The organism is Prevotella sp. BV3P1 (assembly GCF_000479005.1).
In the GTDB taxonomy this organism is placed as follows: Bacteria; Bacteroidota; Bacteroidia; order Bacteroidales; family Bacteroidaceae; genus Prevotella.
This window is the reverse complement of sequence record NZ_AWXC01000041.1, coordinates 62,619-79,331: the sequence shown is the minus strand read 5'-3', so window position 1 is coordinate 79,331 and position 16,713 is coordinate 62,619. Positions and strand designations below refer to the sequence as shown.

Annotated in this window: 10 protein-coding genes; 6 read left to right on the top strand and 4 right to left on the bottom strand. The window is 44.3% G+C overall.

Annotated elements, in window-relative coordinates; translation table 11 throughout:
* Positions 1-11 precede the first annotated feature (11 nt).
* The 4 genes from HMPREF1254_RS07375 to HMPREF1254_RS07360 form a co-directional block, all read right to left on the bottom strand.
* Positions 12-3,257: a SusC/RagA family TonB-linked outer membrane protein gene (locus HMPREF1254_RS07375; protein ID WP_023057989.1), complete on the bottom strand. Its 3,246-nt coding sequence runs from the start codon at positions 3,255-3,257 to the stop codon at positions 12-14.
* A 19-nt stretch (positions 3,258-3,276) separates the two neighbouring features.
* The gene (locus HMPREF1254_RS07370; protein WP_231385831.1) at positions 3,277-5,811 is read right to left on the bottom strand and encodes a zinc-dependent metalloprotease; all 2,535 of its coding nucleotides are present in this window, start codon (positions 5,809-5,811) and stop codon (positions 3,277-3,279) included.
* Between the two features lie 248 nt (positions 5,812-6,059).
* The gene (locus HMPREF1254_RS07365; protein ID WP_023058015.1) at positions 6,060-7,157 is read right to left on the bottom strand and encodes a porin; all 1,098 of its coding nucleotides are present in this window, start codon (positions 7,155-7,157) and stop codon (positions 6,060-6,062) included.
* A gap of 71 nt (positions 7,158-7,228) precedes the next feature.
* Positions 7,229-8,203, bottom strand: coding sequence for a YitT family protein (locus HMPREF1254_RS07360; protein WP_023058023.1), 975 nt, complete (start codon positions 8,201-8,203; stop codon positions 7,229-7,231).
* Positions 8,204-9,444: 1,241 nt separating this feature from the next.
* On the opposite strand from HMPREF1254_RS07360, the gene HMPREF1254_RS07355 reads away from it, so the two are divergent.
* From HMPREF1254_RS07355 to HMPREF1254_RS07330, 6 genes are all read left to right on the top strand, one after another.
* The gene (locus tag HMPREF1254_RS07355) at positions 9,445-10,884 is read left to right on the top strand and encodes a leucine-rich repeat domain-containing protein (RefSeq protein WP_051331303.1); all 1,440 of its coding nucleotides are present in this window, start codon (positions 9,445-9,447) and stop codon (positions 10,882-10,884) included.
* A gap of 189 nt (positions 10,885-11,073) precedes the next feature.
* Positions 11,074-11,424, top strand: coding sequence for a hypothetical protein (locus tag HMPREF1254_RS07350; RefSeq protein WP_155945439.1), 351 nt, complete (start codon positions 11,074-11,076; stop codon positions 11,422-11,424).
* Positions 11,425-11,432: 8 nt separating this feature from the next.
* On the top strand, positions 11,433-12,089 hold the full coding sequence (locus HMPREF1254_RS07345; RefSeq protein ID WP_008123029.1) for a DUF4903 family protein: 657 nt from the start codon (positions 11,433-11,435) through the stop codon (positions 12,087-12,089).
* Positions 12,090-12,336: 247 nt separating this feature from the next.
* Positions 12,337-14,391: a TonB-dependent receptor plug domain-containing protein gene (locus HMPREF1254_RS07340; protein WP_036878258.1), complete on the top strand. Its 2,055-nt coding sequence runs from the start codon at positions 12,337-12,339 to the stop codon at positions 14,389-14,391.
* A 4-nt stretch (positions 14,392-14,395) separates the two neighbouring features.
* Positions 14,396-15,100: an HmuY family protein gene (locus HMPREF1254_RS07335; protein ID WP_023058064.1), complete on the top strand. Its 705-nt coding sequence runs from the start codon at positions 14,396-14,398 to the stop codon at positions 15,098-15,100.
* Between the two features lie 46 nt (positions 15,101-15,146).
* Positions 15,147-16,700 (top strand): DUF438 domain-containing protein, encoded by a 1,554-nt coding sequence (locus HMPREF1254_RS07330; RefSeq protein WP_023058047.1) that lies wholly within the window; start codon positions 15,147-15,149, stop codon positions 16,698-16,700.
* The last annotated feature ends 13 nt before the right edge of the window (positions 16,701-16,713 follow it).

Below are 16,713 nucleotides of genomic sequence, written 5' to 3'. Positions count from 1 at the left end.
ATCATTCTATTTTAAAAATTCAAGTTCAAGCCAAAGATTACGCTCTTTGGAATAGGCTGAGCAAATAGATTTCCCATCGTTTCAGGATCCAAATAGTTGGTGTAGTTGCTTGCCACGACAAACAAGTTGCGCGCTTCCACCGATAAAGATGCATTGGTAATGCCCACGCGGTTCACCCATGTTTTCGGCAATTTGTAACCCAACCGTACGCTTTGCAGGCGCATGTAGCTGTTGTTTCGCACCCAAGTATCCAGCATGCTGTAGGTGTTATACTCCGAATATTGAACATATTCCGGAACACGATAGCCACTCACCATCAAACGAGGGAACGTGGTGTTGGTGTGATTGGCTGTCCATCGGTTTAATATGTCACGATTGGTGTTCAAGCCTCTGTCATAGTTTGTAGGCGAATAAGTGGGCTGTACCCGAACTTTCATGCCTAAATTAAAGATGAAGTTCACGCCCAATTGCCAATCTTTGTATTCAAAATGGTTGATGAATCCACCCGATACCTTCGGGTCTGTCGTGCCCATGTAAGTGTAAAGGTTGCGTTGCTTTTCTGCCGAAAGCGTGCTTGCTCCCGCCTTATTCAATTTAAAAAATTCCTCAGCCGTGAGCTTTTCACCTGCTGCACCAACGAACACTGGATAACCTTCGGCATCCAATCCGGCTGTTTTGTAGGCGAAGATGGCACCTACGGGATAGCCTTCGCGCCCTGGGTAGGTGGAGTTTTCAGCCACACTCTCATTCAATATCTTATTAGTATTGAAGCCCAAGTTCAGGTTGGTGGTCCAATGAAAGTCTTTGGTGTAGATGTTTCGCGAGCCCAACGCAATCTCCCATCCTCGGTTTTCCATGCTTGCCCAGTTGATGGTGGTAGCTGCAAAACCTGTTTCCAAGGGCAACATACGCATGCCAATGAGGTCACTACTGCGTCGATAGTAATAGTCTACCGACAACGTCAGTGCGTTATTCAACACGGCGATGTCTGTTCCAAGGTTCACATTCTTGGTCTTTTCCCAACGCAAGTCAGGGTTAGGAGCGGTCTCTGCCTTAATCATTTGTTCACCCTTTCCAGGCAATATCGATGTTTTGTCATACAAACCGATGAGGTACGGCGATGTGTTTTTGTCGATGTTACCTTGTATTCCATACGATGCACGCAGTGCAAAATTGTTCAACCATTTGGCATTTTTCAGGAATTTCTCCTGATGCACACGCCACAACGCACTGACAGAGTACAACGGCAGATAACGATATTTCTTGGCAACGCCGAACACATCCGAGCCATCGAAGCGCACACTTCCGCCCAACGTATAGCGATAAAGCAGCGTGTACGAACCAGTTGCGAACCATGACACATACGCATTCTCTGCCTGGTTCTCGCGATGAAGCGGCAAACTCTCGGCCGAAACCTCGCTTGGGAAGATGACTGGATGAGTGGTCAGGGTACGGGCATCGTACCCATAGGCTGCTGAATAAATTGATTCCGAATCGATATGTCGCACTTCCGAGCCTGCCAAAAGCTCCACATCGTGTATCTTATTGAATCTACGCGCATATTCGAGCATAGCTTTCCAGGTCCATTGCAGGCTGTTATAACTGGTGGTTTTATGGGTTCCTCCCTCGGGTAAGTACGACCGTTTGCCATCCTTGAAATCGTAAACCGTATAGAGTTTTTCCTTTCTCATGGCATAACTGTTCTCTCCGGCGTACTTCTCTAATGAGTAATTGTCATACTGCAAACCAAATTGAGAGGTGAGTTTCAGGTCTTTGGTGAACTGCAATTCAGCGTCAAAGATAGCCATCATCGATCGGTCGGTACGCTCGTGCGAAGTATTTTCCCGTTCTTCAAAGATATTGAAATTCAGCGATGAGGTCTCTTTTCCCTGCACATTGGTGTCATAGTTATATTTTCCATCAATGAAAGGCTGGAAATATGGGTTGGTCAACCGCGAGTAATACACAGGATTGGTGAATCCGTTCGTGTCTGTGAGATAACTACTTTGCTTGCGCTGATTGGCATACACGGATGCGCCCAGCTTCAAGATTTTGTTGATGCGATAGTCGGTTTTCAACGTCATGTTAAAGCGCTTGTTATCAACCCCCTTCACATTTCCCTGCTCATCATAATAGCCTACCGAGGTATAGTACTTGGCACGGTCGCTACCACCCGCCACACTGGCGTTGTATTCTTGATTGAACGCGCTGCGCAACAAAATGTCATTCCAGTCGGTGTTGATGCTTCTAAGTGCGTTAATCTGCGTTTGTGCCGATGGTGACAACGCATTCCAACCACCTTTCTTATATGCTTCTGACTCGTTGAGCGTTTTCAGTATGTTGGCTACTTCGCCCTTGTTCTCACGGAAAGTATAACCGGAGCCCAATAATCCCAGCTCCAAATCCACCTTTTCGTCAGCATTCAACAGATTCAGACGGTCGATATTCAACTTCGGACTATAAGTATATTTGGCAGAAAAGTTAATCACTGGACGCCCTTCTTTACCCTTTTTAGTGGTAATCACGATTACGCCATTGGCTGCTCTGGCACCATAAATGGCCGTTGCGGCAGCGTCTTTCAGCACCGTGATGTTTTCAATATCTGATGGATTGATACCTGCAATGGACGTTTGATACATGTCGTCGATGTCGTTCAGGTTCTCCATAGACGGGATATCCGTACCTTCCAAAGGTATACCATCCAACACCCACAGCGGCTCTTGCGTGCCATTGATGGAGGCGGTACCACGAATTCGAATCTTCACTGGTGCGCCCGGTGCGCCCGAACTGCTCACCGTAGACAGTCCGGCTATCTGTCCCGCCAAGGCTTGGTCGATGTTCTTCACCGCTCCCACAGCCTTGTCGGAGATGTCAACGGTAGTGACTGCCGCCGTCAGCTTACGCCTGTCAATGCGCTGGTAGCCCGTCACAACTACTTCGTTGATAGAATGTGCGTCGGGCATCAACACGATTTCATAATGGTTAACACCCGCCTTTAACTTAATGGTTTGCGTGGTGTAGCCAATATAACTAACGGTTATCTCCTTTGTTGACTTATCAACAGGCAACTTAAACTTACCTTCATAGTCGGTAATAGTACCGCTACTCACCTTGCCACTACCCTTGCCGATGGTGGCTCCAATAAGCGGTTCGTCCTTGATATCACCGTCCGTCACGGTTCCGGTGATAATTCTTTCTTGTGCAAAGCCTTGCAAGGCGCATAGCATAAGAAGGAGTATTGTATAGATTTTCTTCATCTTGATAGTTTTATTATTCTTATTTTGTCAAGCCCAAGGCTGTCTGTATGCGCAAAATCATGTCCTCGTAATGGAGGCGTGCCGCCAAGTTGGCACCACTCAAACGCGTCTTCAACAGCTTCATCACACGAATCATCTCGCCACGCTTTAGGCTCAAGGCATCACTGTTGCGGCTCACCTGTCCATTGGTAAGCAAGATATTTCTTGACTTACTGCTCAAATAATTGTCACGCTCGCAGGCCAAATACCACTGAGCATCTGCGAACATGTCGTCTTCATACAGTTTTTTGTTAATCTTCACCCCTTCATTTTCAGCAGCCGCAGTAATCAAAGCGTCAATAAAACTCTTCTGAAGATTGCGCTCCAACAAGTCGGGTGACTTTCCCGAAAGCGTAGACTTGAAGATGTGGCGATGCAACATATCCATGAAAGTGGCTGCGGTGAAGGCCGCCTTACCATTTTCATATTCGTTTTCATACATGCGGATGATGCGCTCATTGTTCAGCAAATCCCACAGAATATAGTTCTGTTGATTTTTCAACATGTAGTTGGGTTGCTGCTCTTCAACACCTAATGGCGTCTTACGCTGTATGTAAGTAAGCTTGGAAAGCGGGGTGTCAAACAGCCATTTGGGATGGGTCAGCACCTCATCCAGCAAGAACTGCAGAGCCTCACGCTGCTTGTTTTTCTCGACAAAGTGGAACGATGTCTGTCCGTCACCAACCGTGAGGTTCTCCAAATACATACCTCCCACATTGGCCATGACATGATACAGGTACAGACTCCACTGGTAAATCACCGCCGAATAAAGGTTGGAAGCCTCATCATAGTCCTGCCCCGGTTCGCCAGTAGTAGTCCACTTGACGATGTTAGGCATGATGCGCTTGAGGTTGGCAATGCCATACCGAGCCGATTTCACAGCATCATCACCCAAATCTTCGCTCAATGCACGAGGGTCGATGGCTGTTCGTTGCGACTGCGCCTCCATATATTTGTACAACTTGCCCGTATGTCTTTTCAAAAAATCGTCCAGCTTTTTCTTCTCATTGGTTCCCTTTGGATACCAGCGATAGGCCCACTCGATGGCCATGAGGTCGTAAGGACCGATATTGGGTGACATCACTTTCACCCCATCACCCGGCTGGGCTACATAGTTAAAGCGAGCATAGTCCATGATGGATGCCGACGTTCCACCCATTCGCGCGGTAAAACTTGCCGACCGAAGGGAATCGGTAGGATAAGCGTTAGACGCAATCATGTTATGACGAAGACCCAAAGAGTGGCCCACCTCGTGGCACGCTACGAAGCGCACCGCGTCGCCAATGAGCGCTTCAGGCAGTCGCAAGGAGCGTGCTTCGGGGTTCTGCGCACCCGTTTGCACCATAATCCATTCGCTGATGAGCGACTGCACGTTGTGCCACCAGATGATGTCTGCCTCTAAAATCTCACCTGTCCTGGGGTCGATAACCGATGGCCCCATGGCGTTGGCCTTGGTTGATGCGTCATAAGTCAGCACCGAATAGCCCATGTCGTCGCCCACCTGAGCCAAACTATCTGTATAGTCGAACACCTGCACCGCATCCTTGAAGCCGGCCCGTTCGAAAGCTTTGTTCCAGTCGGTCATACCTTTCTTTATATAAGGGCGCAAGTGTTTGGGTACTGCCTGGTCGATATAAAACACAATAGGTTGAACTGGTTCTACCAGTTCGCCGCGCATATAGGCGGCGGTATCGGAAGGAACAAGCCGCCAACGCGTCACATAGTGCTTATGCTCTACTTTGTGCTGATAATCGTCGTAACGAAGGTTTGACGTGGTAAAGAAGCCCACACGGGCATCTTCCTCACGCCCTTGCATGGGATATTGGGGCAAGAGAGAGAGCGAAGAACTTACCACTACCGTGACGTTTACCTTGCTGTTGCCCTCGTGAACCGTGGTTGTTAACTCTGATGTGGCTGTCACATTGTTCTTAAAAGCCTTGACATCGAGTATGCGCGACAAGTCTGTGGTGGGGCTGGTGCCCAGATTGATGTTGTTGAACACGTCGTTCAAGCAGTTCTCCTTGCCGTTGTACAGGTCGTTCACCTTCACGATAAGCGTGGAAGAGTCGCTTGGTACAGCCTCAATCTTCAAGCTGGCGATGATGGGGTCGATGTAATTGTCCTTCACCGACCGTGCCATAGCTGCATACACAGGCACTTCGGGCGTGACGCGTTGTTGGCGAACAATGAGCCGCTTTTGCCGTTTGTTCCATTCAAACCGCACGGTCTGATTTTCATAGTTGATGCCTTTGTTCACCCCCGACTCGTTCAATTCAGAGGGAACCTGCTGCAATCGGTTCACCACCAGGAACTCGCGTCCCATCAGTTTGGTAGGAATCTCGTAATAAATGGTATCACCTTTCTTGATGACATTAAACACACCCTTCATCTCAACCGAATCGCGACCCGTGAGACGTTTATAGGTAGAAATGGGTTTCTCTACCGGTTTCTTCTTTTTAGAGAATGGCCAAATATGAAAGGCTGCACGCATTTCCACGGGCGTGGTTGATAACATGAAACCTGCACAGATGATGAAAAATAATGATTTACCTTTATGACGAAAACAATTTTTAAGCATTAACTTGATAATTATTAAACAAAAATGAATCGAGGAACTGCTATCCTATTCGCAAAAGGCCTATTTACAGCTTTTCGATTTATCTCATACTTTCTGTTTGCAAAATTAAACTTTTTCTTCCATAATGCCAAGATTATTAACCATAAAGAAATCTTTTCTTATATTTTCATGAGATAAACCTACAGTTACTTGATGACATCCACTCGCCAAGTAATACCAAGGTCAAGTATGGAATGTTTGTCTTGCAGGTAGCCGGCAGGATTGGTATTCTTACCAAAGCAATAACTATAGTTGGCATGTAGACGCACTTTCTTATTTTTTAGTGGATAGTATTCTAATCCTGCACCAACGCGTGTGATTTCGGTTCCTTCATATAAAGCCAGATCAGCGCGAGGCTGGGCTTGCTCGACTGTCTTTTGATTGGATTCATCCAAGGGAGCTGATGCCTTGGGATTGGTGTCTACGCCTGCATGATTCACGTCGTAACTCGCCTTTGCCCAAAGGTTAACCTGTGGCGTAGGCTGGTAATCAACACGAGCAGTCATGGAGCAATCCTTGAAAAAGAAAGTCTGTCCTGTGGTGGCACGGTTCATGTAATCCACGTCTATTTGCAGATTGTCAGCCACATCGAAACGGTTACCAAAAGAAAGGTAGTTGATAAATTTCCCGGGCGCATACTCCATGAAGTTGACCGACCAATCGGTGTGCAAGATACCATGGCTTCCATACCATATCAGGTTGTAGGCATACATCTCTGAAGATATGCCACTATTTTGTTTATACACCTTTTGGAACGGGCTTTCCACCATTTGCAAGAAGAATTGGTCTTTTTGGTTTGTGGTTTGATAACCCAGCCACACTCCCCACGCATAGCAGGGAAAGTTGTAACAGAATTCAAAGAGTTGAAAACAATCGATAGGAGCTGGATCAAACTCCCACGGTCCACATAGCACCGCCCACTTACCACCAGAGAGTGTCCAATTTTGGTTTGCGTGATAAGTAAGGAAGAGCCAGTCGGTAGCATCAAAGAACGTATAATCCCTGTTAATGCCATTCAGCCGTTGCCGATACTTAAAAGAAAACTTCGGGGAGATGTTACCATTGATGAGAATGTTGAAAATATTTCCCTTAAAACCTGTTTTATCATTGTTTTTCACACCATCAATCGATCCGCGTTGGTAGTCGGCTCGTGCTTCAACAGACAGATTTACATGCCGGGACTCTTGCGCATAAAGTCCCATACCATAGAAGGTCAATAAAAGCAGATATATCTTTAATTTCATAGTAGATTTCAATTATACTTCATAATTTCCGTGCAACTATCATGCTTCTTTTCAACAAAGACATGACTGTGTCAATAATTACCCGTACGCAACAGTCCTTTCTTATTCCACAGACCATATACTTCACTCACGGTATCAGAAGTAATAAATGTTTTAAGTCTTTCCTTACTCATGAAATCAATCAACGTGGAAAATTCTTCTTTTGTCAACACAATCTCCAACTGTATTTGCTTCTCATTCGAGTAGCCGCCAATCACCTCGTGCAGAGTCACACCACGACGAATGGTATGAATGACAAAATCCACTATTTTCTGGTAGTCCTTGGAGATGATATACACACGAGTCTTAGAATTGATGTCCGACATAAAATGATTCAGAATCAACCCATTGAGCCATGTGCCAATTAAACCAATGATTACTAAATTAACAGGATTAATAGCAAAAGCGGTACAACAGATAGCACCACCTGCAACCATCACGGCAGTACCAAGCTTGATATGTAGATACTTGTTGAAAATCTTTGCAAGAATATCCAACCCACCTGTAGAAGCGTTGATACTGAACAAGATACTTTGTGACGCACTCAGGATGAGAACGAAGCAGAGAAGGTCAAACCAAGGATTAGCAACGGCTTGTCCAGCAACGTAGGTGGTGAAGAGAGATTCATGTATAGGAACGAAAGAACCGATGAAGTCAATCATGGGTCCTAATATCAACGCCGTGTACACGGTCTTGGCACCAAACTCATTACCGATGAGCAAAAACGAAAGCACAAGCAGTATCGCATTAATAATAAATATCATCGTACCCACAGACACAAAAGGCAGCAACTTGGCGAGTACCAAGGATAAACCCGTAATAGAGCCTATAATGAGCTTACTGGGAATCAAGAAAAAGTACACACCAATGGCTGCCACAAACATACCCACCGTCATGATGACTAATTCAACCCAGAATTGACGAGTACAGACAATCCGCTTGATTCGATTCGGTGCATTTTGTAACTTCTCAGCGAAAGTCATTTCGTTTTCCTGCTTGTTATTCATAATGTTTAAATTTAAAGGTTGTCAGGTTAACTATCGAGAACTCATGGTGCCCCCACTCCATTCCGTGTTTCTCTGCTGCCACCTCTTTTGAATTATAAGCGGCAACAATTATTAAAACTTCGCAAATTTAATGTATTTTTATCAATACGCAAGTTTTTAGTCTATTTTTTAGTTAAAAATCCTCCCATCAAGATTGAAAAATGAAATAAAAACCCTAACGAGCTCAACAAATGCTGGTTATAGATAAAAACAAATCATCTTGGATTACACGTTGGAAAGACAGAAACACAAGACATCTGACCGTCCACCCCTCAATATAAGGTTAAGCCAACAATCTCTGACCTGATGAGCAATATAAACCGATTGATATAAATAAAAAAAAGGACTACCGCTGTAGTCCAATCTTTGTTAACCTTAAATCTAATACCATGAAAAACACGATGCAAAGATATGGGTTATCTCATGATGTTGCAAGCAACTAAGGATGTTTTACTTTAAAAATGTACATTTCTTGATGTATATCAATCTTATACCCAGAGATTTATCGCACACCGTTGTATTGTAGACCAAAAGCGGCTATTTACCTGCCCACGCGGCTCACAAACCAACACGGTCTTGTCATTGAAGAATGAACTTTTTACCATGTATACCTTGTCACCCTTGGTAAGGACATCCGTTTCCTTTGTCCTGTAATTTTACCGAAAAAAGAGCATTTAAAAATCACCCATATAGAAAAAATCAATAGGCAAGCGGTAGACAAGAGTGCGCTCATTTGAACAAAATAAACGTTTTTTTGGGGTCAAAGCATTGACTTCACGCTCTTGTAAGCATCTTTTTGCGGTATTATTCACATGCTATAGCAACCTGAAAGCATGCAAATTGGAGGTTTAAAGCAATGCTTTTGTCGACAAAAAGTGGTAAAAATGAGAATAAAAAGAGAGATATTTGACCTAATACACTCAATAATAAAAAGTTATGAACATCGCTCATTTTTAGCGTATTTGTGACCAATTGTACCGTTGGTGGTCTACACGCGAAATATGAGAGGCGTTTTGTAAAAAAAACGCAGCGTCTGTCTTCATTCCAGACCGCTTACTATCTAAATCCGAAACTTGAGTAAAAAAAAATCCTCATAAATGAGGATTGCATAATTCGATAAAAAAATCACAATAAATAGGTATTGTGGTATTCAAGACATACCGCTAACTTTGCATTCAAAACTTATTTAATTGATTATTAAAATGAAAATCTTTAAGAATTTAGCATTGCCAGTATTGGCATTTTTTGTCATGGGGCTTGCCTCATGCAGCAGTGACGATGATGTAGTTAAGTACAGCGCGAACGCCCTAAAGAACACGGAGTTGATGAACATTCTGAAGCAGAAAGGCTATCAGTTTGACAAAGACGGCAAGTTGGAGCTCAACGATTTGGCAAACAATACCACCTCGCTCGACCTCAGTGGCACCAAGCTAAAAGATTTAAGCGGGCTTGACATTCTGCCTAATCTGAAAGACGTAAAACTCTCCAATAACGGGTATGGACCTGTTTTCGACTTCGCCCAGCTGCCGGTACAGATTACCGGCGTGGATTTGACAGGCAATGACATTTACGAATTTAAGGGACTGGCAAATACTGACAATGTAGAGGCTACAGGATACGAGGCTACCGACATTAAACGCCACTTTGAAAAGTTGTATCTTCCTGAAGGCGCAAAATACGATCAGGATCAGATTGTAGCTTTTTATAAAAAGTCGGAAATGGACAAGAAAGCCGTTGATATGAAAATGGCAGACGCAAATGGAAAGTTGAATACATATAACACCTTGCGTAATGTGCCTGATGCCATAGTCAGAAAACAACTCTACGAAAGTTTCTCCCAATTATTTGTCATTACAGAAAATAAGGATACACTTATTGATGTGAGCAGACGAATGACCTCACCCGAGCAAAGCAACAATCCCATTGTTATTTTTGAAGGAAAAAATGCTGACGGTTTCCAATATGTTCTACACAACAAGAGTTTCAAAGGAACAACATTAGGTGTCACTTCAGAAGAATATACAAAAGTTCCTTATCTGAAAATGCCTAAACAAATATCATTTTTCCAGTTAGAGCATCTTGACTTGCTTAACGGCATAGATATGTCTGCAAATACCGATTTGTTTCATGGGCACATGTACACTTGTCGCTCTATCAAGAAAATGGACATGAGCCATTCTACCAAATTGGGACAACGCAGCATACCATTGGAGATGACAGATGTGGATGTATCGTGGGTGGAAATCAAAGACTGTCCGGATCTTGAGGAAATCATCTTTCCTAAGAAGGCGTACATCATGAACAATATGACTTTCTGCTATTTGCCCAAATTAAAGAAGCTGGATCTTTCGCAATTTGAGTCTTTTTGGAGATGTGATTTATATGAATTAAAAAATGCGCAGATTATCTACCCAACTATGAAATATAGCGTTTATATGGGTAAAAAAACACAGGAACGCCATTCTGGGTTGGGTATAGATCAGGATATTTTCAATCGTCAGGAAACAAAAGACTTTATCAAGAACAATATAAAATATATAGACAATAATAGTTTTGAAGTTGAAGGGCAGTATATGCCACATCCTTGGGGACGTCATGAGGACGTGAGATGGATGGATATATGGAAAAAGAAACCATGGTAATAATGCCATGTATTATTTGTAAACTTTTTTCACTTTTAAAATTCATTGGGTATGAAACGATTAATATTTTCATTGCTAGTACTTCTTATGGCGAGCTTCGTGAGTGTTAACGCTCAAGTAATTAACAATGAAGTCCAGTTTAAGGGGTCTGCAACAAACGTGTATATGGGAGGTAAACATGTGAGAGACATGAACGACTTAACTTTCACGGTTGCTCCTACGGAGGCCGGCAGATGTTGTCTTAGTGGACATGCCGCCTTTCTTGCAGCAGGAATCACCTATCATGACATGGACTTTACACTTAAGAAAGTAGTATTTGATGTTTTGCAGCCGAATGGTGCAATCAGCAATGCGTCGGGATATGCACATATTTATATCCAACTGTTCAAAAAAATTACAGTGTTGAGTAAAGATTTCAATGTAACCAGCCTCACGGGAAATGTTACCGACAACAACCTGACATTCCATATAGAGGCTATCATCCCAGACTACAAGGGTGGTTATGTCATCAGTTTTGATTTTACAGGAAATAAAATCTAACATGGATAATGGCAGCAAGTAAGAAATATTTGTTCCTTTACTTGGCATTAATGGTTTGTTCAATCTGTGCCTCCTGCTCGGGAGACGAAAGGATTGAACAATCCTCTGTTGATGCGGAATACGCAGCCAAGGTAAAGGAGATATTGAAAGATAGCATAGTCTTGCGTTCCAAGGCTATGATGGCAACTGTGGACAAAACGTTGCTACCCGAAGGATGTCCTTTGAAATATTATTTTCACTGGAACGAAGGTTCTGACAAGCCTCTGAACATTCAGTTGAAGAACTTCTCTGTGGGTAAAATGCCTGTTCAGATATGGTTTAACATCGATTGCAAACTTACTCGTCTTAACTCATGGGAGAGAGATGAATACAAGGGAAATGGCTGGGTGAAATTTATTGGCGAATACGGTGCAACTACCTATATGCCAAACAAGAATGATACCCAACACGAATATGAGAATGGCGACGGAGGCAGCGGCTATGTGCAGGGCTACCTGAACGTGAACACCAAACAGATCGAGTTTTCCACAAACTTTAATGTCATGTTGATGCAGAGTTATGTTTACTTACAGACAATTGACTATTCAAAGATGGACACCTTCAAGGAAGATTTCGCTAAATTTGAAGAAGATTTGGAGAAATACAAGCAAGCACATGGATTGTAAAGAGCGAAAATATCGAGTAACTTTTCGCCAGATGAACACAATAGTCTCTTATGCCTCCTACATTATTATTAGATAGGTATAGAAAGCTATGCTTTTTCCGTAAAGAGCATAGCTTTCGCTTAAGGCTGGTTCTATAAATTAGCTTTGTTAGATTTTGAGCTTATATTTGAGAATAAAAAAGGAAACAAGAGTGAAAATAGCAATAGCATATATATCGTCAGTCCTCCTGCTGTCATGCTTAGGCACGATGCCTGTCTTGGCACAGGAGAAGCCGACGGAAAAGGCGGACACTACGAAAACAAGAAACTTGGAGGGTGTCGTGGTAATGGGTTCACGCACGGCTCGACCAGTGAAGCTGTCGCCCATCACCACGCGGGTGCTTAGCGGAAAGGGAATGGTGGAAAGCGGATACAGCGACTTTCAGCAAGCCCTACAGCACGAGACGCCCGGACTGAGCATACAGAAGGTTACATTCGGAAGCGAAATCAACCTCGACGGCTTGGACGCTCGCCATGTGCTTTTCCTTACAGACGGCGAGCGCATGACGGGCGACATGGCGGGTAACCTTGACTACGAACGTTTCAACCTGCACGCCATCGACCGTGTGGAAATTGTAAAGGGGGCAAGTAGCACGCTTTATGGCAGTCGTGCCTCAGGAGCTGTCATCAACATTATCACCAAGAAGACCAACGAGCCGTTTGCCTTTGACGCCGGCGTACGCTGGGGGCAGATGAACGAGCGCAACTTCAAAAATCCCAAGAAGAAAGATTTTATTTACATGTTTGAGAAGAACGCCGACCGCCCAAATGTACAAGGGTGGCTGTCGGCAGGATTCAAAAAAGGAGCGTTCACTTCGCAAACTGACGCATGGTATAGTGAAAGCGATGCTTTCTACCTGTATCAAGACAAGAACGACCGCAAGGTCTACACGAAAGAGGCAAACCCTTTCTTGGAAAAGGATATCGTTTTGGAAAGCAGCTTTCCGCGTCCGCCCATGGGCATAGAGGGCAGGGAGCATCTCATCGCCTCGCAAAAACTCTATTTTGAGCCCTCAAAGCATTTCAAGGCGCAGGTGTACGGCTCCATGTTCTTCATCAACCAATACGATTTGGTACAAGATCTCGTGTTGACACAGGGACGTGACTACACATGGGGAATGAAAATGAGCTACTCGCTGAAAAATTGGCTTACGCTTACGGCAAGCCTGCACAACGATTATTACGACCGCTTCAAGCGTCATGAACGTCGTGATGAGCGCAAACTGGTTTATCATTCGCGCATCTTTCAGCCACGACTGACACTTACCAGCAACTATTTTCAAGGGCACGCAATCGTCATGGGATTGGAATATTGTGGAGACCAACTCACGAGCGACCGCTTTGTGAACCACAAAATGACATCGCGCACACTGAACGAGACTGAGTTTTATGTACAGGATGATTGGACTGCAAGCGACCATTGGATGCTCTCTTCTGGGGTGCGCACCAATTTTTCGAGAGCGTTTGGATTTATGTATATGCCAAAGATAGCCGCAAAATATTCGCCTGATGAACATTGGGCAGTACGTGCCAACTACTCCATGGGTTACCGATCGCCAAGTATCAAGGAACTCTTTTTCAACTGGGATCATTTGGGGATGTTCATGATAAAGGGCAATGAGTTTTTGAAGCCAGAGAAGAACAATTATGTTTCTACAGGTGTGGAGTATAGCGATCAGCGTTTCTTCTTCAATGGTACACTTTATGGCAACTTCTTTCGGGACAAGATAGAAGGCGTATGGCGTATTTACGATATGCAATACAACTTTGAGTATGTTAATCTCAGTAACCAGACCATTGCGGGGATTGACTTGCTGGGACGCTGGACACCAAAGAAATGGCTCACGCTGAACGCTTCTTACTCGTATGTGTACGTGAGCAAGGAGAAAGGGCTGCGCATCAATACCACATCTCCACATGCTGCCACGGCAGGAATTAAATATAGCTATAACAAGAAAAACTATCGACTTGACGCTTATGTCAACGCACAAATCATGGGCGAGAAGCAATATGATGTGCAAGATAGAGTGTATGTAGAGAAGGATGCCAGGTCGTATGATGCTTATTTCCGTTGTACATTGCCTTCTTATATGTTATGCAACTTAAACGTGGCACAGACTTACAAAGAGAGATTCCGGTTGTCGTTGGGGGTGGATAATATCTTTAATTACAAACCCAAGACGCTTGGCTCTGGACTTACCGCTTTTAGTGTTCCTGCCACGGCTGGAGCAAGGGTGTACGTACAGTTTGAATATAAAATATAATAAGATGAAGACAAAATCACTCCCATTACTCCTTTGCCTTTTTCTTTCCATATCCTCGTGTATATCGTATGATGCGGAAGAGTTTACTGGAAAGGTGATGCCGCGTGTGGCGAGTTATACCACAGGGGTTACCAACGACTGGATATATTTTAACTTGCGCACTGGCGAGATATTCAACCGCATTGCCCCTAACAGGGATATTAGAGAGGGACAGCAACAAAGCCGACTGGATTGGGACATCGCTTTTTGTGGCTATCACGTTCGTACCAATAGTGGAACGAGCGGAAAGGGGAAAGGTGGTGCCATAGACCTTGGATTTGGCGACTACGACCATTGGCAGCGTGTAGAACAACTGCCAAAAACAGAAAAGTGGATAGTAGATAATGATACTACAGTGATGATAACCTATTCGCAAAACGACTGGTTTCGCTATGTGAACACACACAAGCTCGATCCAAAGGAGAACCCATGGTTCGACCCCAATAACGGACCACAACGCACACTCACAAGTGCAAACCCTCTGTTGGAGAGAAATATGTTTCTCTCTGGACCTCCCATGACTTATACACCCTCATACCATGTTTATGTGGTGCGTACTGCCGATGGTAAGCGTTATTTCAAGTTACAAATCGTCAGTTGGTATAATCAACACACCGAAATCGACGATACGGGCGGACAAATAAGTTATTACTGTGATGAACTGAAATAAAGTTTACATTTGCTCGTTATATCATAAATGTGAAAATACAATTCTTATGAATCAGAAAATATGCGAAATGCAGCGGCACTTGCCTAAGATAGAGATAGACCGACTGCAATGTTTGGCTGACATCAAAAAGCAATACGCTCTTGGAACGATTTCGCTTGAGGAAGCTAAACGACAACTGAAAGAAAAAGTGGGTAAGCTGCGCCCTTATCATTACGCCTTGATGGAACAGACGATGACGGAAGAAAATCCGGAGGAATGTTTCAAAGAGAATCTTTCCGAACTCAACAAGCTGCTGGAGGAGATGATGGATTACAGCATTCCAACCTTGCCTGATGATCATCCCATCCGTCACTACTATCGCGAGAATGGGGAGATGCGCAGCATACTGAATGCCGCAGAAGACTTGGTGCAGTATCCTGTGATTAAGAATCAGTGGCTGGAACTGTTAGACAAAGCCTCTGCCTACCTCATACACTATACCCGAAAGCAAAATCAACTCTATCCGATTCTTGAGAAGAAAGGATTTGATCGTCCCACCGTCACCATGTGGACCTTTGACGACATGATTTCCAACAGCGTGAAGAAGTTGAAACCATTGCTTGAAGCCAACGATGAAGAGGCTTTTATTGCGCAAGTGAAAGAGCTGATACCCTATCTCCGCGACTTGATGGACAAAGAAGAGGCCATCCTCTATCCAACCTCGCTCGCCTTGATCAAAGAAGAGGAATTTGAGGAAATGAAGAGTGGAGACCAAGAGATAGGTTTTGCCTTTATCGACGTGGCAAAGACAGAGAAGAAAGATAACATTCGCCCTGCCGACGGCTTTGCCCAAGAACTGCAATCGCTGCTGGCGAAGTATGGATACGGCATAGGACACAACCAACCGTTAGACGTGTCAACAGGTAAGCTCACGCTCGAGCAAATCAATCTCATCTACCAGCATTTGCCTTTCGACATCTCGTTTGTCAATGAAGATGAACTGGTGCAATTCTATTCAGACACCGACCACCGCATATTCCCTCGCTCTAAAAACGTGATAGGGCGAAAGGTAGAAAACTGCCATCCGCGCAAGAGCGTACACATCGTTCGTGAAATCGTGGAAAAGATGCGAAGTGGCGAACAGAGCAAGGCGGAATTTTGGATTAACAAGCCCAACCTGTTTATCTACATCACTTACTATGCCGTGAGAGACAAGCAGGGTACTTTCAGGGGCATCCTTGAAGTGATGCAAGATTGTACTCGCATCCGCTCGCTCACTGGGTCGCAGACGCTTCTCACATGGGCAGACGAAGAAAAGAAGTCTGCCACATCACCGCCCACCGCTACAATGACAGACTCTGTGGAAGCAGGGAAAGATAACAACCAACAGGTGACAGAGATTACCGAAGACACGATGCTCAAAGATCTTTTCTCGCAATATCCTGGTCTCAAGGAAGCCTTGGCTCAGCAATACGCACCTTTTAAGATGTTGCAAACGGCATTGGGAAAATTAATTCTGAAAAAGGCTACCATCAAGATGGCGGGAGAACGGTCTGGATTAGGAACACAAAAGCTCATCACGCTGATACGGCAGACCATACGCAGCATCAATCAATCATAACATACCTCAATAA

Excerpts from the sequence above, each read along its gene's own strand:
- HMPREF1254_RS07345 (WP_008123029.1), top strand. The coding sequence starts at position 11,433 with ATGGCAGCAAGTAAGAAATATTTGTTCCTTTACTTGGCATTAATGGTT.
- HMPREF1254_RS07360 (WP_023058023.1), bottom strand. The coding sequence starts at position 8,203 with ATGAATAACAAGCAGGAAAACGAAATGACTTTCGCTGAGAAGTTACAA.
- HMPREF1254_RS07350 (WP_155945439.1), top strand. The coding sequence starts at position 11,074 with ATGAACGACTTAACTTTCACGGTTGCTCCTACGGAGGCCGGCAGATGT.
- HMPREF1254_RS07365 (WP_023058015.1), bottom strand. The coding sequence starts at position 7,157 with ATGAAATTAAAGATATATCTGCTTTTATTGACCTTCTATGGTATGGGA.
- HMPREF1254_RS07335 (WP_023058064.1), top strand. The coding sequence starts at position 14,396 with ATGAAGACAAAATCACTCCCATTACTCCTTTGCCTTTTTCTTTCCATA.
- HMPREF1254_RS07330 (WP_023058047.1), top strand. The coding sequence starts at position 15,147 with ATGAATCAGAAAATATGCGAAATGCAGCGGCACTTGCCTAAGATAGAG.
- HMPREF1254_RS07375 (WP_023057989.1), bottom strand. The coding sequence starts at position 3,257 with ATGAAGAAAATCTATACAATACTCCTTCTTATGCTATGCGCCTTGCAA.
- HMPREF1254_RS07355 (WP_051331303.1), top strand. The coding sequence starts at position 9,445 with ATGAAAATCTTTAAGAATTTAGCATTGCCAGTATTGGCATTTTTTGTC.
- HMPREF1254_RS07340 (WP_036878258.1), top strand. The coding sequence starts at position 12,337 with ATGCCTGTCTTGGCACAGGAGAAGCCGACGGAAAAGGCGGACACTACG.
- HMPREF1254_RS07370 (WP_231385831.1), bottom strand. The coding sequence starts at position 5,811 with ATGTTATCAACCACGCCCGTGGAAATGCGTGCAGCCTTTCATATTTGG.